The 19962-nt window shown below is 73.0% G+C and carries 20 protein-coding genes; 9 read left to right on the top strand and 11 right to left on the bottom strand.

What is annotated here, in order from left to right:
• Nucleotides 1-52: 52 nt before the first annotated feature.
• The 4 genes from ASG88_RS21205 to ASG88_RS21220 form a co-directional block, all read right to left on the bottom strand.
• Nucleotides 53-913 (bottom strand): fructosamine kinase family protein, encoded by an 861-nt coding sequence (locus tag ASG88_RS21205; RefSeq protein ID WP_056889443.1) that lies wholly within the window; start codon nt 911-913, stop codon nt 53-55.
• Nucleotides 913-1416 (bottom strand): low molecular weight protein-tyrosine-phosphatase, encoded by a 504-nt coding sequence (locus ASG88_RS21210; RefSeq protein WP_056889444.1) that lies wholly within the window; start codon nt 1414-1416, stop codon nt 913-915. The genes ASG88_RS21205 and ASG88_RS21210 overlap by 1 nt, the downstream gene beginning before the upstream one ends.
• Nucleotides 1416-1787, bottom strand: coding sequence for a phage holin family protein (locus tag ASG88_RS21215; protein ID WP_056889445.1), 372 nt, complete (start codon nt 1785-1787; stop codon nt 1416-1418). The genes ASG88_RS21210 and ASG88_RS21215 overlap by 1 nt, the downstream gene beginning before the upstream one ends.
• 65 nt (nt 1788-1852) lie before the next feature.
• Nucleotides 1853-3325: a carotenoid oxygenase family protein gene (locus ASG88_RS21220; protein WP_056889446.1), complete on the bottom strand. Its 1473-nt coding sequence runs from the start codon at nt 3323-3325 to the stop codon at nt 1853-1855.
• Nucleotides 3326-3400: 75 nt separating this feature from the next.
• Between ASG88_RS21220 and ASG88_RS21225 the strand changes: the two genes are divergently transcribed.
• From ASG88_RS21225 to hisC, 4 genes are all read left to right on the top strand, one after another.
• Entirely contained in the window at nt 3401-4009 is a 609-nt protein-coding gene (locus ASG88_RS21225) for a TetR/AcrR family transcriptional regulator (RefSeq protein ID WP_162259882.1), read from the top strand.
• A gap of 9 nt (nt 4010-4018) precedes the next feature.
• Nucleotides 4019-4585, top strand: a complete 567-nt coding sequence (locus tag ASG88_RS21230) for a VanZ family protein (protein WP_056889448.1) — start codon at nt 4019-4021, stop codon at nt 4583-4585.
• Nucleotides 4582-4716 carry a hypothetical protein gene (locus ASG88_RS24130; RefSeq protein WP_267895273.1) on the top strand — a complete coding sequence of 45 codons (135 nt, stop codon included), beginning with the start codon at nt 4582-4584 and terminating at the stop codon, nt 4714-4716. The genes ASG88_RS21230 and ASG88_RS24130 overlap by 4 nt, the downstream gene beginning before the upstream one ends.
• Before the next feature lie 69 nt (nt 4717-4785).
• On the top strand, nt 4786-5859 hold the full coding sequence (gene hisC, locus ASG88_RS21235; protein WP_056889449.1) for a histidinol-phosphate transaminase: 1074 nt from the start codon (nt 4786-4788) through the stop codon (nt 5857-5859).
• Here hisC and ASG88_RS21240 read toward each other — a convergent pair.
• Nucleotides 5795-7120, bottom strand: coding sequence for an MFS transporter (locus ASG88_RS21240; protein ID WP_200956538.1), 1326 nt, complete (start codon nt 7118-7120; stop codon nt 5795-5797). The two genes, hisC and ASG88_RS21240, sit on opposite strands and share 65 nt — an antisense overlap.
• Nucleotides 7117-7707, bottom strand: a complete 591-nt coding sequence (locus ASG88_RS21245; RefSeq protein WP_056889450.1) for an ArsR/SmtB family transcription factor — start codon at nt 7705-7707, stop codon at nt 7117-7119. The genes ASG88_RS21240 and ASG88_RS21245 overlap by 4 nt, the downstream gene beginning before the upstream one ends.
• Before the next feature lie 200 nt (nt 7708-7907).
• Between ASG88_RS21245 and ASG88_RS21250 the strand changes: the two genes are divergently transcribed.
• Complete coding sequence (locus ASG88_RS21250) at nt 7908-8882, top strand: glutathione S-transferase C-terminal domain-containing protein (protein ID WP_056889451.1); 975 nt, start codon at nt 7908-7910, stop codon at nt 8880-8882.
• Between the two features lie 36 nt (nt 8883-8918).
• Here the strand turns inward: ASG88_RS21250 and ASG88_RS21255 are convergent, their stop codons facing one another.
• Together ASG88_RS21255 and ASG88_RS21260 are read right to left on the bottom strand one after the other, a co-directional pair.
• Nucleotides 8919-10172: a family 43 glycosylhydrolase gene (locus ASG88_RS21255; RefSeq protein ID WP_056889452.1), complete on the bottom strand. Its 1254-nt coding sequence runs from the start codon at nt 10170-10172 to the stop codon at nt 8919-8921.
• Between the two features lie 72 nt (nt 10173-10244).
• Nucleotides 10245-11315 carry a family 43 glycosylhydrolase gene (locus tag ASG88_RS21260; RefSeq protein ID WP_056889453.1) on the bottom strand — a complete coding sequence of 357 codons (1071 nt, stop codon included), beginning with the start codon at nt 11313-11315 and terminating at the stop codon, nt 10245-10247.
• 167 nt (nt 11316-11482) lie between these two features.
• Here ASG88_RS21260 and pdhA point away from each other — a divergent pair, with 167 nt between their 5' ends.
• From pdhA to ASG88_RS21275, 3 genes are read left to right on the top strand one after another with little or no spacing between them, the layout of a single operon-like run.
• Nucleotides 11483-12640: a pyruvate dehydrogenase (acetyl-transferring) E1 component subunit alpha gene (pdhA, locus tag ASG88_RS21265; RefSeq protein ID WP_056889454.1), complete on the top strand. Its 1158-nt coding sequence runs from the start codon at nt 11483-11485 to the stop codon at nt 12638-12640.
• Complete coding sequence (locus ASG88_RS21270; RefSeq protein ID WP_056889455.1) at nt 12640-13626, top strand: alpha-ketoacid dehydrogenase subunit beta; 987 nt, start codon at nt 12640-12642, stop codon at nt 13624-13626. Before pdhA ends, ASG88_RS21270 begins: the two co-directional genes overlap by 1 nt.
• Nucleotides 13626-15164 carry a dihydrolipoamide acetyltransferase family protein gene (locus ASG88_RS21275; protein ID WP_056889456.1) on the top strand — a complete coding sequence of 513 codons (1539 nt, stop codon included), beginning with the start codon at nt 13626-13628 and terminating at the stop codon, nt 15162-15164. The genes ASG88_RS21270 and ASG88_RS21275 overlap by 1 nt, the downstream gene beginning before the upstream one ends.
• A gap of 143 nt (nt 15165-15307) precedes the next feature.
• On the opposite strand, the gene ASG88_RS21280 is transcribed toward ASG88_RS21275, so the two are convergent.
• The 3 genes from ASG88_RS21280 to ASG88_RS21290 form a co-directional block, all read right to left on the bottom strand.
• Complete coding sequence (locus tag ASG88_RS21280) at nt 15308-16258, bottom strand: NAD-dependent epimerase/dehydratase family protein (protein WP_056889457.1); 951 nt, start codon at nt 16256-16258, stop codon at nt 15308-15310.
• A 168-nt stretch (nt 16259-16426) separates the two neighbouring features.
• Nucleotides 16427-17917 (bottom strand): M1 family metallopeptidase, encoded by a 1491-nt coding sequence (locus tag ASG88_RS21285; protein WP_056889458.1) that lies wholly within the window; start codon nt 17915-17917, stop codon nt 16427-16429.
• Nucleotides 17914-18465: an RNA polymerase sigma factor gene (locus ASG88_RS21290; protein WP_200956539.1), complete on the bottom strand. Its 552-nt coding sequence runs from the start codon at nt 18463-18465 to the stop codon at nt 17914-17916. The genes ASG88_RS21285 and ASG88_RS21290 overlap by 4 nt, the downstream gene beginning before the upstream one ends.
• A gap of 20 nt (nt 18466-18485) precedes the next feature.
• Between ASG88_RS21290 and ASG88_RS21295 the strand changes: the two genes are divergently transcribed.
• The gene (locus ASG88_RS21295) at nt 18486-19961 is read left to right on the top strand and encodes a serine/threonine-protein kinase (protein WP_082600854.1); all 1476 of its coding nucleotides are present in this window, start codon (nt 18486-18488) and stop codon (nt 19959-19961) included.
• Nucleotide 19962: the final 1 nt, after the last annotated feature.

The raw sequence follows: 19962 nt of genomic DNA on the forward strand, positions 1-19962 counted from the left end.
ACCACCCGACGTGCCGCCCGGCCCGGTGGACCGGGTTCGGCCGAAGGGCGCGTCAGGCGTAGCGCCCGGCGGCGGTGGCGGCCCGGGCGCCGTACCCTCCGCCGAACATGCAGGCGTGCACGAGCAGGGGGAAGACCTGGTGCAGCGCGAGCCGGTCCTCCCAGCCGTCCGCGAGCGGCGTGGTCTCGTCGTACGCCTGCACCACCCGCTGGAGGTGCGGCAGGCCGAAGAGGTGCAGCATCGCGATGTCGACCTCGCGGTGCCCGCCGTAGGCCGCGGGGTCGATGACGTGGACGGCGTCGGCGCTCCACAGGCAGTTGCCGTTCCAGAGGTCGCCGTGCAGGCGTGCCGGCGGCTCCTCGGGGACGAGGTCGCGCAGCCGTCCGACGACGGACTCGACCGTCGCCGCGTCCTCCGGCGTGATCGCGTCGCGGTCGCGGGCGAGCTTGAGGTAGGGCAGCACCCGGCGCACGGCGTAGAACTCGGCCCACGTCGGGCTGGTGCGGTTGGGCATCGGCAGGCGGCCGATGAAGCCGTCCTGCTCCGCGCCGTACGACGCCGCGCCCGCGGCGTGCGTGGTGGCGAGGGCGTGGCCGAAGGCGAGCGCGGACTCGAGCCCTTGCTTGGCCGACGGCTCCACCCACGTGAGGATCACGCACTCGGGGTCGACGGCGAGCACCGGCGGGACGGGGACCCCGCCCTCGACCTCGGCGAGCCAGCGCAGGCCGGCGGCCTCCGCCTCGAAGAAGCCGGGCGGGGCGTGGGGGAGCGTCTTCATCAGCGCCGTGGTGCCGTTGGACAGGCGCAGCCTCGTCGCGGTGGCGATGTCGCCGCCGGCGACCGGTGCCGTGGCCACCACGGCGGCGCCGAGGAGCTCCTCGGCGCGGCGGGCGATGAGGGGCTGGCGGGCCATCAGGCGGTCGTGCCCGTCCGGTCCCGGCGCTGCAGGGCGTCGACGATCGCGGCACTCGTGCGCTCCACCATCGACAGCACCTCCCCGAACCCGTCGTCACCACCGTAGTACGGGTCGGGCACCTCCCCACCACGATCGACCGGATCGAAGTCCCGGAAGAGGGCCACGCGCTCGTGCGTGCCGACGTCGGCCAGGTTGGCCCGGTCCATCACGAGGACCACGTCGTGGGTCTCCAGCCAGCCGGCGTCGTACTGCCGCGCGCGGTGGGCCGTGGGGTCGTAGCCCTCGCCGACCAGCGCCGTCGCGGCGCGCGGGTCCATCGGCTTGCCGACGTGCCAGCCGCCGGTGCCGGCGCTGCTGACCTCGACCTTCGCGGCCAGCCCGGCCCGGTCGAGGTGGTCGGCGAGCACCACGTGGGCCATCGGGGAGCGGCAGATGTTGCCCAGGCAGACCAGCGCGATCCGGTAGGGACCGTCGGTCTGCTGGGCGGGCAGCCGCTCCATCACGCGTCGCCCACCACCGCGTCGATGGCCCAGGTCGCCAGGGTGATGACCACCGAGCCGAGCATCGCGGTCCAGAAGCCGTCGACGGTGAAGCCGAGGTCGAGGACGTCAGCGAGCCACGCGGTCAGCATCAGCATCAGGGCGTTGATGACCAGCAGCAGCAGGCCGAGGGTCAGGATGATGAAGGGGAGGGAGAGCAGCTGGACCACCGGCTTGATGAAGGTGGAGACCAGGCCGAGGATCAGCGAGACGCCGAGCAGCGGGAGCACCTTGTCCTGCCAGTCGGCGCCGTCGAAGGAGATGCCGTCGAGCAGCCACGCGGCGACGGCCACCCCGCCCGCGGTGGTCAGCAGCCAGATCACGTACCTCATGCGGGCCAGCGTAGGGGGCGGGGTGAACCTGACCGGGTCGCCGGTCGAGGGCCGTCGGGACCCCCTCAGGACTCCGTCGGCGCCCAGTTGCCGTGGAAGCCGGCCGGCACCCGGCCGGGCAGGTGCACGGCCGCCACGTCCTCCAGCGAGGCGGCGTCAAGCACCCGCAGGTGCGAGCGCCCCTCGGCGTGGTCGAAGACGTAGCCCAGGAGCACGCCGTCGTCCTCGGCCGTGCCGCCCGGGGTCGGCACGAAGCAGAACTCGCTGGCCTCCAGGCCGTCGCCCAGGCGTCGTACGTCGGTGCGTCCGGCGTCCAGGTCGTGGCGCAGCACGGCGTCCCCCGTCCGGCCGCCCTCGAACCCGACGGCCCAGCCGTAGCGGTGCCGCCGCCCGGTCAGCCTCTCGTCGTGGCGGGGGAACTCCTGCGAGCGCTGGTCGAAGCCGTCCTCGCGCGCCCGGCCGGTGGCCAGGTCGAGGGTGAAGCGGGAGAGGACGGTGGGCCCCTCGTCCGGCCCGTCGAGGACGGTGTCGAACATCCGGGGGTGCTTCACCACGTCGACGACGACGGTGTCGCCGTCGTCGTACGCGTTGAGCGTGTGGAAGACGAAGCAGGGGTCGATGTCGAACCAGCGGATCGCGTCGCCCTCGGCGTCGCGGGGCAGGACGCCGATGCGGGCGGGGTAGTCGGGGTTCCAGCGGTAGGGCAGGGACGGCGGGCCGTCGGAGCCGCCGCGCGCGACCCGGGCGATCATCGGCTCGGGCACGGGGTTGCGTCCGACGATCCGGCCGAACAGGCCGCGCACGAGCGGCCGGGCGACACGGGGGACGTCGGCGGTGGCGGCGGCGAGGTCGAAGGTGACCGGCAGGTCGAGCACCACGACGTGGCGCTCGGTCAGGGCGAAGTCGTGGATCATCGGGCTGCCGTGCACGGTGATGTCGACGCTGCGCCGGATCCGGCCCGACGGGTCGAGCACGGAGTAGTCGACCCGGTTGCCGCGCATCCAGCTGTAGGAGATCGCGTGCAGCTCGCCGGTCTCCGGGTCCTCGTGCGGATGGGCGCTGTAGCCCGGGCGGCCCGGCCGGCTGGGCAGGGTGCCGCCGAAGTCGCAGGGCCCGACGGTGTCGAGGTCGTGGGTGAGCTCGTACGGCGGGGAGCCGCCCTCGACGAGCGCCAGCGTGCGCCCGGCGTGCTCGAGCACGTTGGTGTTGGCCGCGAAGTCCGACCCGCCCGGTGTGCCGCGGACCGGCTCCCCGAGCGTGGCGGCGACGTCGGCCGAGCGGACCCAGCGGTTGCGGTACCACTGCGCCTGCCCGTCGCGCAGGTGCACGCCGTGCACCATGCCCTCGCCGAGGAACCAGTGGAAGTGCTCACCCTGCTCGTGGATCGGGTTGGGGCCGATGCGCAGGTAGCGACCGTCGAGGTGGTCGGGGAGCGAGCCGGTCACGGTGAGGTCGACGGCGGTGAGCTCCTCGGTGACGGGAGCGAAGTTGTCCCGGAGGAAGCGGCTGGTGGTCGGTGCAGGATGGGTCAGGGTCATGGCGGACTCGGTTCGGGAGAGGTAGATAACGCTGTTATCGACCGACCATAACGCTGTGATGGCACCATGTCCACGGTGAGCACCGAATCCGCCGGGAGTCCCGCCGAGCTGCGCGCTCGCCTCATCGAGCAGGCCGCGCGCATCCTGGGCGAGGAGGGCCCCTCGGCCCTCTCCGCACGCCGGCTCGCGACGGCGGCCGGCACGTCCACGATGGCCGTCTACACGCACTTCGGCTCGATGGCCGGGGTCGTCGACGAGGTCGCGACCGAGGGCTTCCGCCGCCTCGTCGAGCACGTCGACGCGGTCGGCACCACCGACGACCCGCTCGACGACCTGCGCCGGATGGCCGGGGGCTACCGCGACAACGCGCTGGAGAACCGACACCTGTTCGGCGTGATGTTCGGGGCGATCAGCCTGGGCGGCTTCCACGGCCGGGGCGCGGACCCGGAGGTGTCGGCGGCGGCCTTCGACCAGATCGTGTCCGGCATCGAGCGCGCCATGGCGGCCGGCGTGCTGCGGGAGGGCGACGCCCGCGCCGTCGCCGCGCAGTTCTGGAGCGCCCTCCACGGCTACGTCATGCTCGAGCTCGCCGGGATGGACCGGGTGGTCGACGACTCGGAGCGGACCGTCCTGTGGCCCATGCTGGCGCACCTGCTGGAGGCTCTCTCGCCCACGCCTCGCTAGCCTCGCTGCGTGACCATCGGCGGGACGGGCGTGATGCTCCTGGGCTGCCTGCTCGCGCTGGTCGTCTTCGTCGGCCTGGCCCGTCTGCTGCGGCCGCGTCTGGGGCCGGTGACGTCGGTGGCCATCGCCGGCTTCTGCTGGACGGTCGTCTGCATCGGGATCCTGACCCTCATCCCGGCGCAGTGGGGGATCGGCGTGGTGCCGGCCGACGAGGCGCAGACGACCTGCTCGCTCGACTACGGCGGCCCCGCCCCGGACGGGTTCTGGATCCTCCCGGGCAGCCAGCGGCTGCTCAACATCGCCGTCTTCGTGCCCGCCGGCGCGCTGTGGGTGCTGGCCGTCGCCCGCTGGCGCACGCGCTGGGTGCTGGCTCCGCTCGGCATCGCCGCGCTGGCGCTCTACTCCCTGGCCATCGAGACGATGCAGCTCGCCGCGTCGCGGATCGGCCGGGCCTGCGACGTCACCGACATGGTCGACAACATCGTCGGCGTGCTCCTCGGAGGGCTCCTCGGAGTCGTGCTCGCGCTGCTGCTGCGCCCGTGGGACCACCGCCCCCGACCTACGCTGGGGTCATGACATTCCTCATCCTGCTGGTCCTCGTGGTCGGCGCGGTCTACGCCTACCGCAACCGTGTCAGCCTGCTCGCGAAGATCCTCGGGCAGCCCGAGTCGCGCATCGAGCGGCGCATCAACGGCCCCAAGCGCTAGCCACCGGACCCGCACTGCACTCCCCGGGTGTGCCCCCCGGGCGCTCGACCACGTCCTAGGGTGAGGCCCATGTCGCAGAACCCCCAGCCCCGCCGCAACGTCGGCCAGATCCCGACGTACGTGCCCGGCAAGCCGCCGACGCCCCGCCCCGGCCTCACGACGTACAAGCTGTCGTCCAACGAGAACCCCTACCCGCCGCTCCCCGGCGTGGTCGAGGCCGCGACCCGCGCCGCGGAGGCGATGAACCGCTACCCCGACATGGGCAACAGCGCCCTGTACGACGCGCTGTCGGCCAAGCTGGGCGTCCCGACGTCCGACCTCGCGGCGGCCACCGGCAGCGTCGCGCTGATCTACCAGCTCCTCAACGCCCTCTGCGACCCCGGTGACGAGGTCGTCTACGCCTGGCGCTCGTTCGAGGCCTATCCGATCGCGGCCACCGTCGCGGACGCGACCAGCGTCCGGGTGCCGGTGCTGGCCGACGGGCGCCACGACCTCGACGCGATGGCCGCGGCCGTCACCGGGCGCACCAAGGTCGTCATCGTCTGCACGCCCAACAACCCGACCGGCCCTGCCGTGTCGCAGGCCGAGCTCGACGCGTTCCTCGCCGAGGTCCCCTCCCACGTCGTCGTGGTGGTCGACGAGGCCTACCTCGAGTTCGTGCGGATGGACGACGCGGTCGACGGCGTCGCGACGTACCGCGCCCACCCCAACGTCATCGTGACCCGCACCTTCTCCAAGGCCTACGGGCTCGCGGGCTTCCGGGTCGGCTACGCCATCGCGCAGGCCCCGCTGGCCGGGGCGCTGCGCTCGGTGTCGCTGCCCTTCGGCGTCTCGTCGGTCGCGCACGCCGCCGCCATCGCCTCGCTGGAGGCGGAGGCCGAGCTGCTGGAGCGGGTCGACGCGCTGGTCGCCGAGCGGACCCGGGTGGTCGACGGGATCCGGGCGGCCGGCTGGGACGTGCCGGACGCGCAGGGCAACTTCGTGTGGTTCGGCCTCGGCGAGCGGACGTCCGACTTCGCGGCCGCCGCCGACGAGCTGGGCATCGTGGTGCGACCGTTCGCCGGCGAGGGGGCGCGCGTCACGATCGGGGAGACCGAGGCCAACGACCGGGTGCTGGAGCTGGCGCGGACGTTCCCGCGCTGACCGGGGCCCGGTCCATCGCCCGGAACGACGGCACCCGCGTCGGCGCCATCGTCGTGACGAGGTACGCCGCGCCGGCGATCAGCAGGGCCGGCGAGACGCCGACGGCGGTCACGGCCAGGCCGCCGAGCACGCCACCGAGCGGCATCAGCGACCAGCAGATCGCGGTGTTGAGCGACGAGACCCGTCCCATCAGCGGCGCCGGGATCCGCTCCAGGATCACCGCGCCGAGGATCGGGTTGAGGAAGCCCGACGCCGCCCCGGCGACCACGGTGACGGCCAAGACCGCCCACAGCGGTGACTCCAGGGCCATCACGACGAAGCGCGGCGCCCCGGCGACGAGGAACGCGACCACGTAGGTCCGGTACCGCGGCAGCGTCTCACCCCACCGGGCCGCGGCCAGCGCGCCGAGGACCGAGGCACCGCTGAAGGCGGCGAACATCGCGCCGAGCACCTCCACCCCGGCGCCGGACTCCTTCGCCCAGACCGGCGCGAGCACCGCGACGTACGCCTGGTCGACGAGGTTGGTCACCGCGACCATCAGGCAGATCGCGACCAGCACCGGCTCCGTGCGCAGGAAGTCCCAACCCTCCCGGAGCTCGGTGAGGTACGACGTCGCGCGGACCCCGGTGGCCGTCCCCGCGCTCGGCACGGGGCGGCCCATCCCCGTGGTCGACAGCGCGAAGACCGCGAAGGACAGCAGGAACGACGCCGCATCGACGTACAAGGCGTTGGCGGCCCCGAACGCGGCGACGAGCAGCCCGGCCAGCGCGGCCCCGGCCATCGTCGAGGTGCGCTCGACGGCGCTGCCCAGCCCGGTCACCCGCTCCAGGGAGACCCCGGCGACCCGCGCGATCTCGGGCGTCATCGCCGACTTGCCCGCGTCGCCCGGGCCTCGCAGGGCGCCGGCGACCGCGACGATCACGAGCAGCAGGGGGAAGGTCAGTGCTCCGAGCTGGTGGAGCAGCGGGATCGAGCCCACGACGAGGGCGGACCCGAGGTCGCAGACCAGGGTGACCCGGCGTGGTCCGACGCGGTCGAGCAGCGGTCCGCCGAGCGCCTTGAAGAGCACGAGCGGGGCGATCTCCGCGGCCGCGACGAGGCCGGTCTGGGTGGCCGAGCCGGTGGTGGACAGCACGAACCACGGGATCGCGATCATCGAGACCCGGGTGCCGATGAAGGAGATGCCCTCGGCCGTGAGGCCACCGACGAGCGGCGTCCGGCGGGGGGCGGTCGTCGTCGTGCCGGTGGCCGGGTCGCTCACCCGTCGGTCCCCGCGGGGTCCGTCCCCGCGGGGTCCGTCCCGAGGGCGCCGGGGCGGGGGAAGGCATTGAGGTTGACCGAGAAGGGCGCCGCGTCCTCCGCCTCGCTGCTCTCCGTCTCCTCGATGACGCGGACCAGGGCCTGGACGAGCTCGTCGGCGCCGGCGGGGGTGAGGGGGATCTCCCAGTCGCTCAGGGTGCCGACCGACCGCCACTCCTGGGGGAGGAACCGCAGCTCCGCGACCGCCGACCGCAACCGGTCGCCGTACAGCAGGGCGACGGTGGTCAGGTAGGCCTCGACGTCCTCGTTGCTCGTGCCCTCCCGGCGGAAGTCGGTGCGGGTGGCGTCGTGCGCGGCCCGCCACCACCGGTCGCGCCCGGTGCCCCGCTCGGGGTCCTCCTCGATGAAGCCGTGCTGGGCGAGCTGGCGCAGGTGGTACGACGTCGCGCCGGTGTTGAGGCCCAGGCGCTGGGCCAGCGACGTGGCGGTCGCCGGTCCCTCGGTGCGCAGCAGGCCGAGCATCCGCAGGCGGACCGGGTGGCTCAGCGCGCGCAGGCCGGCGATGTCGGGGGAGATGGAGGAGGGCATGGAGGCAGGCTAAAACCGCCAAGAGTCATTTGCAAATACTTCTTTGCTATCTGCCCCGGGACAAGTAACGCGGTGTTGGTCGGACGGGACTAGGCGTCGACGCCACGTCTCGCGTGATCAACACCGCGTTACTTGTGGCGTGGCGCTCAGGGGGTGGCGTGACAGGATGGTTGAGACGGCAACGATCGGGGAGAACTGCGATGGGCGACACCGGGACCAGCACGACGTACACCGCCAAGGGCAAGCCCTTCGAGCGGGACATGGACTACATCAGCGACCGGATCCTGGCCGGCGAGCGGTCGGCCGACCCGGACGACCGCGGCCCGCAGGACGTGCAGGTCTGGCCGGTCGAGCCCGGTCGCTACCGCCTCGTCGCCGCCAAGGCGTGCCCGTGGGCCAACCGGGCGATCATCGTGCGCAACCTCCTGGGCCTCGAGGACGTGATCTCGTGGGGAGCGCCCGGCCCGACCCACGATCAGCGCAGCTGGACCTTCGACCTCGACCTCGACGGCCGTGACCCGGTGCTCGACATGACGCACCTGCAGGAGGCCTACTTCAACCGGGTGCCCGACTACCCCAAGGGCATCACGGTGCCGGCGATCGTCGACGTCGCGTCACGCGCGGTGGTCACCAACGACTTCCCGCAGATCACCCACGACCTGTTCTTCGAGTGGCGCGAGCACCACCGCCCCGACGCCCCCGACCTGTGGCCGGCCGACCTCCGCGAGGAGATGGAGACCGTGATGAAGCGGGTCTTCACCGAGGTCAACAACGGCGTCTACCGGTGCGGCTTCGCCGGGTCGCAGGAGGCGTACGACGACGCGTACGACCGTCTCTGGGTCGCGATGGACTGGCTCGAGGAGCGCCTGACCGACCGTCGCTACCTGATGGGCGACGCGATCACCGAGGCCGACGTCCGGCTCTTCACGACGTTGGCCCGCTTCGACGCGGTCTACCACGGCCACTTCAAGTGCAACCGGGTCAAGCTCGCCGAGATGCCGGCGCTGTGGGGCTACGCGCGGGACCTCTTTCAGACGCCCGGCTTCGGCGAGACGATCGACTTCGACCAGATCAAGCAGCACTACTACGTCGTGCACACCGACGTGAACCCCACCGGCATCGTCCCGCAGGGTCCCGACCCGGACGTCTGGCTCGAGCCGCACGGACGCGGCTGACGTACGCCCGCACTCCCGGGCCCGGGCCAGCCCGGCTCAGGGAGTGGCGGTGGTCGTCGGCTCGGTCGGCGTCGGGGTGACCGTGTCGGTCGGCGTCGGCGTCGGCGTCGGGGTCTCGGTGGGCGTCGGCGTCGGCGTCGGCGTGGGCGTGGGCGTCGGCGTCTCGGTCACCGGGGGCGGCGGGATCAGCCCCTGGACGAACGCCGAGATCGACGGGCCGTCCTTCGTCCACGCCAGCCGGACGGCGTACAGGGCGCGCTTGCCCACGTCCTCGTAGTCCTGGTGGCCCTGGTAGGACTGGTAGCAGGGCAGGTTGGTCCCCTTGCAGACCCAGCCGTGGAAGAACATCCGGTTGGCCGCCGTGTCGGTCTCGGGCAGGTAGTCGGCGCCGCCCGGTCCGCAGACCCCGGTGTTGCGGCGGTTGAGCAGCGCGTGGCCGCGGGTGCCCTGCCAGTCCCGCTTGAGGGAGTGCGACCGGCGCCAGATCGTGCGGTAGCGGCAGTCGCCGTAGTCGCCGCGCGAGGTGATCAGGTAGTGCCAGTCGCCGCGTCTGACCATCACCGGGTTCTCGATCACGCCGCTGTCGCGGATCAGCTCGCGGCTGCGACCGAAGGTCGCGGTGCCGGCGGCGTTGAGCCTGATCAGCCGGATCGTCGAGGGCGTGCCCTGGGTGCGGTAGAGCAGGAAGCGGCGGCCGTCGGGGGCGACGTACGACGAGGGGTCGATGACGCCGCGCCGCGGGAGCCCGACGCGGCCCGTGACCTGGTCGAAGGCCGGGATCGTCGTCGAGTAGTCGGGGCACACGAGCGGCTTGTTGCCGAGCACGGTGAACGTGGACGACAGGTCGGGGGCGGTGGCCACCCCGATGCAGCGGTCCTGGTCGTGGGGGAGGCCGCGCGAGGGCATGGTGAAGTAGGCGACGTAGCCGTTCGGCGTCTGCTCGACCTCCGGGCCCCAGACGCCGGCGTACTTGGCCCACGTCGGCCGGCCGTTGAGGACGTCGCCCCCGCGGGACCAGTCGCCCCAGTCCACCTCGGCGCGCGCCGCCCGTCCGCGGAAGCCGGTCGCTGCGCCGTACCAGCGCTCGCCGTCGCGCACGACGCTCGGGTCGCCGAAGTCGCGGTCCCAGATGAGCGGCCGCGGGGCGGTCGCGGCCCGGTCCGACGTGCCCGCGCTGGCGTCACGGGACCCGTCCGCCGAGGCGGTCGTCGAGCCGGGTACGGCGAGCAGTGCGGGCAGCGCCACCAGCGCGGCGAGCGCGCCGGTCCAGCGGGTCAGGTGACGTGACATGTGGAGGGTCCCCCCTTGCAGGCTGACCCTTGATACCCCGACGCCCCCGGGGGAGGGCAAGTCACCGCGCGGTCAGCGCCAGGTCGAGACGGTCGGCACGCCGCCCGGCCACGCCAGCTCCGCGGCGTACATCGGGCGCCGCGACCCGAGCTTCGAGCGCTTCTTCACCAGGTCGACCCCGGCCGGGCACTGCCGTCGCTCGCACGTCCACGCGTGCAGGAAGAGCCGCAGCCGCGAGCCTCGCGGCACTGCGCTCACGTCGGCGCCGCCCGGGCCGCACAGACCGGTCCTCGCCCGGTCGAGCAGGACGCCCTCCTCGGCCGCCGACCAGTCGAGCAGGAAGGCCGACCGACGCCAGACGGTCCGGTAGGAGCAGCGCCCGAAGTCGCCCTGCGACAGCAGCATCACGTAGCCCTCGGGCCGCTTCACGACCACCGGGTTCTCCAGCACGCCGTCGCGGCGGAGCAGCTCCACCGACGGCCCGGCCACCCGGATGCCCGACCGGGTCAGCGGCACCACCCGGATCGACGACGGGATGCGGTCGGTCTTGTAGAGCAGGTGCGGGCGCCCGTCCTCGACGAACAGCGACGGGTCGATCACCCCGGCGCGCGGCAGGGAGCGGTCGGGCTGGGGCACGTCGTCGCCGGCGGCCGGGGCCTTCGCGTACGACGGGCAGACCAGCGGTCGGCCACCCACGGGCACGAAGCCGCCCAGCGCCGTGCGGGAGCGGGCGACGCCGATGCAGCGGCCGTACTTGCCGATCCCGCGCACCGGGGCGGCGAAGTAGAGCAGCCACCAGCCGTCGACGCGGGCGACGTCGGAGGCCCACACGTCGCCGTCCGCGTGCGACCAGGAGGGGAGCCGGACGAGCCCGCGCCCCGCCGCCCGCCACGCGCCGCGGGGACGGTCCGAGACGGCCCGCGGGACGAGGCTGCCGGTCGAGAACCCGACGTACCCCGATCCCAGCACCGCCACCGCCGGGTCGGCGAAGTCGCCGGTGAGGACGGGACGCGGCCGGTCCGGCGCGGCGGAGGAGGCGGCGGAGGAGGCCACTGAGACGGTCGCAGTGGAGGTCGAGGCGGAGCCGAGGGCGGAGGTCAGGGCCAGGAGGAGGGCGACCAGGACGGCCGGGGGTCGGAGCACCGGGAGATCCAAGCACGCCTTGATCGTGGGCCCGATTGGCGCCCGTGCTGGCCTGCTCGATACCGTGCGGGCACCATGTGGTCGGGGTCACACACGCCCGCGACCGCACCAGAGCCGTCGGCGATCCCGGTGACCCCGAGACGCTGCTAGCCGCACGAAGGAGTGCCATGAGCGACCCCGGAGGATTTGGCCCCGACCTGGTGGAGGTCTTCGGACCCAGCCAGCAGGACGGCGGGCCCGAGCTCGTCCAGCTGTTGACGCCGGAGGGTGAGCGCGTCCACCACGACGAGTTCGACCACGACTTCTCCGCCGAGGAGCTGCGCGGCTTCCACCGCGACATGGTCCTCACGCGGCGCATCGACACCGAGGCCACCGCGCTCCAGCGCCACGGCGAGCTCGGCATCTGGGCCCAGCTGCTCGGCCAGGAGGCGGCCCAGATCGGCGCGGGCCGCGCGCTGCGCCCGCAGGACTACGTGTTCCCGACCTACCGCGAGCACGGCGTCGCCTACTGCCGCGGCATCGACCCGCTCGACCTGCTCGGCCTCTTCCGTGGCGTCGACCAGGGCGCGTGGGACCCCAAGGACAACAACTTCGGGCTCTACACGATCGTCATCGGCGCCCAGGTGCTGCACGCCACCGGTTACGCGATGGGCATGCAGCGCGACGGCGTCGTCGGCACCGGCGACCCCGACCGCGACTCCGCGGTCATCGCGCACTTCGGTGACGGTGCGTCCTCGCAGGGCGACGTCAACGAGGGCTTCATCTTCGCGGCGTCGTACAACGCTCCCGTGGTGTTCTTCTGCCAGAACAACCAGTGGGCCATCTCCGAGCCCATCGAGCGCCAGACCCGAATCCCGCTCTACCAGCGCGCGCTCGGCTTCGGCTTCCCCGGCGTTCGCGTCGACGGCAACGACGTCCTCGCGACGTACGCCGTGACGCAGGCCGCGCTGCAGCGTGCCCGCGACGGGCAGGGCCCGACCCTCGTCGAGGCGTACACCTACCGGATGGGTGCGCACACCACGACCGACGACCCGACCCGCTACCGGATGAGCGACGACCTCGAGCACTGGAAGCTCAAGGACCCGATCGCCCGCCTCGAGGTCTACATGCGCCGCAACGGCCTCGTCGACGACCAGTACTTCGCGGACCTCAAGGCCGAGGCCGATGAGCTCGGCCACCACCTGCGCGAGGGCTGCAAGGCGCTGCCCGACCCGCAGCCGATGAGCGTCTTCGACCACGTCTACACCGAGATGACCGACGAGCTCGCCGCCCAGCGCGACGGCTACCGGGCATACCTCGACTCCTTCGAAGGGGCGGGCCACTGATGAGCACGACGCAGAAGATCACCCTCGCCAAGGGCCTCAACATGGGCCTGCGCAAGGCGATGGAGGACGACCCCAAGGTCCTCATCATGGGCGAGGACGTCGGCAAGCTCGGCGGCGTCTTCCGGATCACCGACGGCCTGCAGAAGGACTTCGGCGAGGACCGCGTCATCGACTCCCCGCTGGCCGAGTCCGGCATCGTCGGCACCGCGGTCGGCATGGCGCTGCGCGGCTACCGTCCCGTGGTCGAGATCCAGTTCGACGGCTTCGTCTACCCGGCCTACGACCAGATCGTGTGCCAGGTCGCCAAGATGACCTTCCGTTCGCAGGGCAGGTCGAAGATGCCGATGGTCATCCGCATCCCGTTCGGCGGCGGCATCGGCGCGGTCGAGCACCACTCGGAGTCCCCGGAGGCGCAGTTCGCGCACACGCCCGGCCTCAAGGTCGTGGCCTGCTCCAACCCGATCGACGGCTACTGGATGATCCAGCAGGCCATCGCGTGCGACGACCCGGTGATCTTCCTCGAGCCCAAGCGGCAGTACCACGCCGACAAGGCCGAGCTCGACGAGTCGGCCACCCCCGACCCGCTCTTCACCTCGCGCACCGTCCGCGCCGGCTCCGACGCCACGCTGCTGGCCTACGGCCCGACGGTCAAGACCGCGCTCAAGGCGGCCGAGGCCGCCGCGACCGAGGGCAAGAACCTCGAGGTCATCGACCTGCGCACCCTCTCGCCGCTCGACATGGCGCCGGTCTTCGAGTCCGTACGCCGCACCGGCCGCGCCGTCGTCGTCCACGAGGCCCACGTCAACCTGGGCATGGGCGCCGAGCTGTCGGCCCGGATCACCGAGGAGTGCTTCTACTCCCTCGAGGCCCCGGTGCTGCGCGTCGGCGGCTTCGACACCCCCTACCCGCCGTCGCGGATCGAGGAGGAGTGGCTGCCGGACCTCGACCGGGTCCTCGACGCCGTCGACCGGAGCATGGAGTTCTGATGAGCGAGTTCAAGCTGCCCGACGTGGGTGAGGGCCTCACCGAGGCCGAGATCGTGTCGTGGAAGGTCAAGGCCGGCGACTCGGTCGAGATCAACGACATCATCGTGGAGATCGAGACCGCCAAGTCCATCGTGGAGCTGCCGTCGCCCTACGCCGGCACGGTGCTCGCGCTGATGGTCGACGAGGGCCAGATGGTCGACGTCGGCACGCCGATCATCTCCATCGGCTCGGCCGACGAGGCCGCCGCCGCGGCGGCCGCACCCGCGGCGCCGCAGACCGAGTCCGACCCCTACCTCGGCATGGCCCAGAAGGCCGGCGAGACGCAGGTCGACCTCTCCGACATGGACCTCTCCAACCCGGCCGCGTCCGGCGGTGGCGAGGGCGAGTCGCTGGTCGGTCGCAACAAGGCCGAGCGCGGCCCGCAGCGCCGGGCCCGCAAGGGATCGGCCACGCCGCGGACCGCCGCCGGCGCCCAGACCCAGCTGCAGCTCCAGGGTGCGTTCGCGCCCGGTGGAGCCCGGACCGACGAGGTCGCGCCCGTCGACGAGCCGGCCGTGCCGGCCGTCTCGGCGGCTCCCCGTCCGGCCGCTGAGCCGGCGGAGGCGCTCGTGCCCGCCGCCGCGCAGACGCCGCACGCCGACGTCCGTGCGCTGGCCAAGCCGCCGGTGCGCAAGCTGGCCAAGGACCTCGGCGTCGACCTGTCGATGCTCCTCGGCTCCGGGGCCGGTGGCGTCGTCACGCGCACCGACGTCGAGGCGGCCGCCGCCGGTGGCGGGACCGACAACGGCTGGTCGCCCGCGACCGAGACGCCGACCCCGCGTCGTACGGACGAGGCACCGCGCGAGACCCGCGAGCCGATCAAGGGCGTGCGCAAGATGATGGCCCAGGCGATGAGCCACTCGGCCTTCACCAGCCCGCACGTGACCGAGTGGGTCACCGTCGACGTGACCGCGACGATGCAGCTCGTCGAGCGGCTCAAGGCGCGGCGCGAGCTCAAGGACGTGCGGATCAGCCCGCTGCTGGTGCTGGCCCGTGCGGTCCTGCTGGCGATGAAGCGCACCCCGGAGATCAACTCCTACTGGGACGACGCCGCGCAGGAGGTCGTCTACAAGAGCTACGTCAACCTCGGCATCGCCGCGGCCACCCCGCGCGGGCTGGTCGTGCCCAACGTCAAGGACGCCGACGCGATGTCGATGGTCGAGCTGGCCGGTGCGCTCGGTGAGCTGACCGCGACGGCCCGCGACGGCAAGACGCAGCCGGCCGAGATGGCGGGCGGGACGTTCACGATCACCAACGTGGGCGTCTTCGGCGTGGACGCCGGCACCCCGATCATCAACCCCGGGGAGTCCGCGATCCTGTGCTTCGGTGCGATCAACAAGCGGCCGTGGGTGTCCGAGGAGGGCGAGATCGTGGTGCGCGACGTGACCACGCTGGCGCTGTCCTTCGACCACCGGCACATCGATGGGGAGAAGGGCTCACGCTTCCTCGCAGACGTGGCCGGGATCCTTGGCGACCCGGGCAGCGCGCTGCTCTTCTGACGCGACACCGCACGCCGGGCCGGGGAACCGGATCGGGTTCTCGGGGCGACCCGGGGCCGATCCCGTTCCCCGGCCCGCGTCGTGGGGAACGAGAGCGGCCCGGTGCCGCGGCGTCGGGCCGATGCGGGTCCCCGGTCGGCGCGTCAGCGGGAGGACCAGGCGGCGAGCACCTCGGCCTCGCGCTCGGCGGAGATCCCGTGCACCTCACCGCCGAGGCTGTCGCGCGCGGTGTCGCCGACCGGCCGGAGCCGCAGCCCGGCCGCGACGGCCGGCCCGGGGTCGTGCGACATCATCCCGTCGTAGTCGGGTCGTGGCAGCCACAGCGGCACCGACCCGTCTCCGGCCCAGTGCTCGACGCCCTGCTCCTCGAGGAACGACCCGTCCACCCAGGTGAGCAGCGGTGCAGGGGCGCCCACCCCCGCAGCGACCTCCGCGAGCAGGTCGCCGATCGCCGTCGGCGTTCCCACGGCGTCGTACGCCCCGGTCGTCCGTGCCTCGCAGGCGTCGAGGACCCACTCGGCCAGGTCGCGTACGTCGATCACCTGCACGACGTCGTCCGGGGTGCCGGGCGCGAGCACCTCGCCGCCGCGGGCCAGCCGGGCCGGCCAGTAGCCGAAGCGGCCCGTCCCATCCCCGGGGCCGGCGATGAGCCCGGGGCGCACCACCATCGACGAGACGGCCCCCTCGCGGACGATCGACTCGCAGGCGACCTTCATCGCGCCGTACGCCTCGGGGTCGGTCGCGAGGTCGACGTCGTCGGTGACCGGCTCGACGAGCGGCTCCGTGGCGGGCGAGCTGTTGTCGGCGTAGACGTTGACGGTCGAGACGAAGATCCAGTGGGCGTCCGGGACGGCCGCGACCGCGCGGCGTACGTGCGAGGGCAGCCGGGCGACGTCGACGACCGCGTCCCACCCGCCGTCGCTCAGCTCGTCCGGGGCGTCGTCGGCGCGGTCCCAGCGCAGGTGGGTGGCGCCGTCGGGGACCGTGCCGGACTCGCCGCGGCAGGCGCACGTCACCTCCCAGCCCCGGGCCACCGCCCGGGTCGCGATCTCGCGGGAGAGGAACCGGGTGCCGCCGAGGACGAGGAGTCGCATGACCCCACCTCACCCGCGTCGGCGGGCAGTCGCAAGGGGGTTCGCGGTGGGCGAAAACCCGGCCGCTCCCTCCGGGGTAGTTTGGGACGATCTGGTGGGCGGGACGGCCGGAATCCGTCGATTTCGTCCCAAACTACGCACGGGACTACCCCGAAAAGGGCGCCCGACTCAGGCGCCGATGAGCCCCTCGGGCGGCGTGGTCCGCCCGGTGATCCAGGCGTCGAAGAAGCGGGTGAGCTCCAGCCCGGTCTCCCCCTCCCAGTGGTCGTAGACCTGCTGGCGGGTCACCGACCGGTTGTCCTGGTCGGTGAGCCAGGACCGGGCGACCTCGAAGAACTTCTCGTCGCCGACCTCGCGCCGCAGCTCGTCCCACATGACGGCCGGCGAGTAGTAGATGTTGGACCCGCCGAACTGCTGGCGGTCGTAGGCGCCGGGCGGGCCGTACTCGTCGCGCAGCTGCTGGTCGACCCCGCGCCACTCGGCGATCTGCACCCCGACGTCGTAGCCGCCGCGGTCGGCCTCGTAGAGCGCCTGCATCAGCATGGTCATGCCCTCGTTGAGCCACACGTCGCTCCAGTCGGCGGGCGACACCTGGTCGCCGTACCACTGGTGCACGATCTCGTGCACGACCACGGGCGCCGAGCGGACGTACTCGGTGTTGCCCATCGTGATCATCGTCTGGGTCTCCATCGCGCTCTGCGAGTCGGTGAGCACGAGGCCGAGCGAGCTGAACGGGTAGGGCCCCAGCCGCTGCTCGATCCAGTCGACCGCCTTGGCGGCGACCTTGAGGTCGTCGTACGCCCCGGGCAGGCCGCGCGGGATCCAGTAGTCGACGGTCAGCCCGCTGGTGGCGGTGTTGGAGCGGTGCGTGTAGTCGCCGATGGCGAGGGTGACGAGGTACGACGCCGCCGGCTCGTCGAGCTGCCAGCGCGTGGTGGTGAGCTCCTCGCCGGACGGACCGTCGGAGGACGACGTCGAGACCAGCCGCCCGTTGGCGATCCCGGTCCACGGGGACGGCACCGACACGGAGATGTCGTAGAGCGCCTTGTCGGAGGGCTGGTCGTTGACGGGATACCAGGAGTAGGCGCCGTACGGCTCCTGCATCGTCCAGACCTCGGCACGGTCGGTCACGGTGAAGCCGACGGTGGAGAAGTCGCCGCGCGTCGTCGGGGCGGGGACCGGGCGCGGCTGCCCGGCGTACTCCACGACGAGCTCGTGCTGGTCGCCCTCGCTGATCGGCGAGCGGACGACGAGGTCCTTGCCGCGGTGCCGGTACGCCGCCTCGTCGCCGTCGAGCGTCACGCTCGCGACCTCGAGGGGCCGGGCCAGGTCCAGGCGGAAGGTGGGGGTGTCGCGGGCGGCGCGGAAGGTGAGCGTCGCCGTGCCGGTCAGCGTGCGCTGGTCAGGGGCCCAGGCGAGGTCGAGGTCGTAGAGCAGCGCGTCGACGTCGGGGTGGCCGACGCCGGGGTAGACGGAGTCCTCGACGGGGGAGCTCTCGGCGAGCGCCAGGTCGGGCTCGACCGCCTCCGCGGTCGGGGCGTCCGAGGCGGCAGAGGGGGACGAGGAGGGCTCGGACGACTCGGTCGAGCCGGTGCATCCACCCAGCGCGAGGAGGGCGGCGACGGCGAGCGCCGTCGTACCCTGCCGCAGGTGTCTCACGCCTCGCCCCGCAGCAGCGGCCGGGCCAGCTTGCGGCCGTGGTGGATCTGCGCCTTGACGGTGCCGAGCGGGGCGCCCACGAGCCGGGCGATCTCGTCGTAGGGCAGCCCGTAGACGTCGCGCAGCATCAGCGGCTCGACGTACTGCGGGTGGTCGCGCTCGATGGTCTCCATCGCCTCGAGCAGGTCGAGGCGGGTGCCGGCGATGACCGACGTGGTGCGCGGGTCGGGACGCTCGTGGTGGTGGGCGCCGTCGAAGTCGGTGGGCACGGCCTGGTTCTTGAGCCGGCGGTAGGTCGAGCGGGCGCTGTTGAGCGCGACGACGTGCATCCAGGTGGTGAAGCGGCCGTTGCCGTGCCACGACCCGATCTTGGTGGCGATGTTGAGCAGCGCCTCCTGGCAGGCGTCCTCGGCGTCGCCGGAGTAGGGCAGCACCCCCCGGCACACGTTGAGCGCCCGCGGGCGGACCTCCCCCAGCAGCGCCTCGAGGGCGTCGCGATCCCCGTCGCGGGCGCGCCGCGCGAGGTCATCGATGTCGTCAGGCGTCACACCTGCAACATAATGCAGGTGTGTCCGCTCCCTCGTCCCTCGGTCGTTACCCGGTGCGGCGACGCATCGGGGCAGGTGCGTTCGCCACCGTGTGGCTGGCCCACGACGAGCAGCTCGACTCCCCGGTCGCCATCAAGGTGCTGGCCGACAACTGGACCGAGGACCTCCACGTCCGCCAGCGCTTCCTCGAGGAGGGGCGGTTCCTGCGCCGGGTCGAGTCGCCGCACGTCGTGAGCGTGTACGACGCGGGCGAGCTGCCCGACGGGCGCCCCTTCCTCGTCATGTCGTACGCCGACCAGGGCACCCTCGCGGACCGGCTCGCGCTGTCCCCGCTCACCCGCGCCCAGGCGGTCCACGTGATCGGCCAGGTCGGCGCCGGCCTGCACGCGCTGCACCAGCGCGGGGTGCTGCACCGCGACGTCAAGCCGGCCAACGTCCTGTTCCGCACCGTCGAGCCCGACGGCCACAGCCGGGTCAGCACGATGCTCGGCGACCTCGGGCTGGGCAAGGCGATGGACATGTCGTCGCGGCTGACCATGATCGGCGGCACGCCGCAGTTCGTCGCCCCCGAGCAGGCGCAGGGCGAGGCACTCGACGCCCGGGCCGACCAGTTCTCGCTGGCCGCCCTGGCCTACCTCCTGCTCGCCGGCCGCGCTCCGTACGAGCACGCCTCCCTGACCGCTGCCGCCGACCCGCCGCCCCCGGCACCGATGGGGGACGGCCTGCCCGAGGCGGTCGAGGAGGTCGTGCGCCGGGGCCTGGCGGCGGACCGCGCCGACCGCTTCCCCGACGTCCCGGCCTTCGTCGCCGCGCTGACGGCCGCCCTCGACGAATCCTTCGCCGGTGCCGACGAGGCGCCGACCGCGTGGATCCCGCCCGACCCCAGCCTCACCCAGCTCGCCCGGGACCCGCTCGCGTCCGCCGAGGAACCGGCGGAGGACAAGCGCCCCTCCACGCGCCGGCGGTGGGCCCTCGTCGGGGCGGCCGCCCTGGTGGTCGGCCTGCTCGGCGGCTACGCCCTCGAGCGGGTCAACGCGACCGAGCGCCAGATCATGGACTCGCAGGCCAGGATCGGGGTCACGGTGCCGGAGCGGTGGACGGCCGCCGTCAACACCCGCGCGTGGGTGCCGCCCGACTCGTCGGGCGAGCTGGCGGCGCTCTCGGCCGGCACCGGGGAGGGGTGGAACGAGGACGAGGACCCGGGCCACGGCGTCTTCGCGGGCCTGATGCGGGGCAACGACCTGCCGACCCGGATGCCGCAGCACCCCGAGTGCGACGATCCGACGGACCCGCCGATCGAGCACGATCGCGACGGCGACGACGCCCTCACCGCCACGTTCACCGGGTGCACGCTCGCCGGCCGCGACGACGGGGTCACCGTGGAGCGGGTCGTGCACGCGACCGCCAACCAGCTGCTGTGGGTGCAGGTGCGCGCCGCGGACCGCCCCACCGCCTACCGGGTGCTCGACTCGGTCGAGCTCTACGGCATGGGCTAGG

Source organism: Nocardioides sp. Soil777, from assembly GCF_001428425.1.
Taxonomy (GTDB): domain Bacteria; phylum Actinomycetota; class Actinomycetes; order Propionibacteriales; family Nocardioidaceae; genus Nocardioides; species Nocardioides terrigena.

What these genes read in the sequence shown, in the direction of transcription:
- ASG88_RS21205 (WP_056889443.1), bottom strand. Translation starts at nt 913, where the DNA reads ATGGCCCGCCAGCCCCTCATCGCCCGCCGCGCCGAGGAGCTCCTCGGC.
- ASG88_RS21210 (WP_056889444.1), bottom strand. Translation starts at nt 1,416, where the DNA reads ATGGAGCGGCTGCCCGCCCAGCAGACCGACGGTCCCTACCGGATCGCG.
- ASG88_RS21215 (WP_056889445.1), bottom strand. Translation starts at nt 1,787, where the DNA reads ATGAGGTACGTGATCTGGCTGCTGACCACCGCGGGCGGGGTGGCCGTC.
- ASG88_RS21220 (WP_056889446.1), bottom strand. Translation starts at nt 3,325, where the DNA reads ATGACCCTGACCCATCCTGCACCGACCACCAGCCGCTTCCTCCGGGAC.
- ASG88_RS24130 (WP_267895273.1), top strand. Translation starts at nt 4,582, where the DNA reads ATGACATTCCTCATCCTGCTGGTCCTCGTGGTCGGCGCGGTCTACGCC.
- hisC (WP_056889449.1), top strand. Translation starts at nt 4,786, where the DNA reads ATGTCGCAGAACCCCCAGCCCCGCCGCAACGTCGGCCAGATCCCGACG.
- ASG88_RS21245 (WP_056889450.1), bottom strand. Translation starts at nt 7,707, where the DNA reads ATGCCCTCCTCCATCTCCCCCGACATCGCCGGCCTGCGCGCGCTGAGC.
- ASG88_RS21250 (WP_056889451.1), top strand. Translation starts at nt 7,908, where the DNA reads ATGGGCGACACCGGGACCAGCACGACGTACACCGCCAAGGGCAAGCCC.
- ASG88_RS21255 (WP_056889452.1), bottom strand. Translation starts at nt 10,172, where the DNA reads ATGTCACGTCACCTGACCCGCTGGACCGGCGCGCTCGCCGCGCTGGTG.
- pdhA (WP_056889454.1), top strand. Translation starts at nt 11,483, where the DNA reads ATGAGCGACCCCGGAGGATTTGGCCCCGACCTGGTGGAGGTCTTCGGA.
- ASG88_RS21270 (WP_056889455.1), top strand. Translation starts at nt 12,640, where the DNA reads ATGAGCACGACGCAGAAGATCACCCTCGCCAAGGGCCTCAACATGGGC.
- ASG88_RS21275 (WP_056889456.1), top strand. Translation starts at nt 13,626, where the DNA reads ATGAGCGAGTTCAAGCTGCCCGACGTGGGTGAGGGCCTCACCGAGGCC.
- ASG88_RS21280 (WP_056889457.1), bottom strand. Translation starts at nt 16,258, where the DNA reads ATGCGACTCCTCGTCCTCGGCGGCACCCGGTTCCTCTCCCGCGAGATC.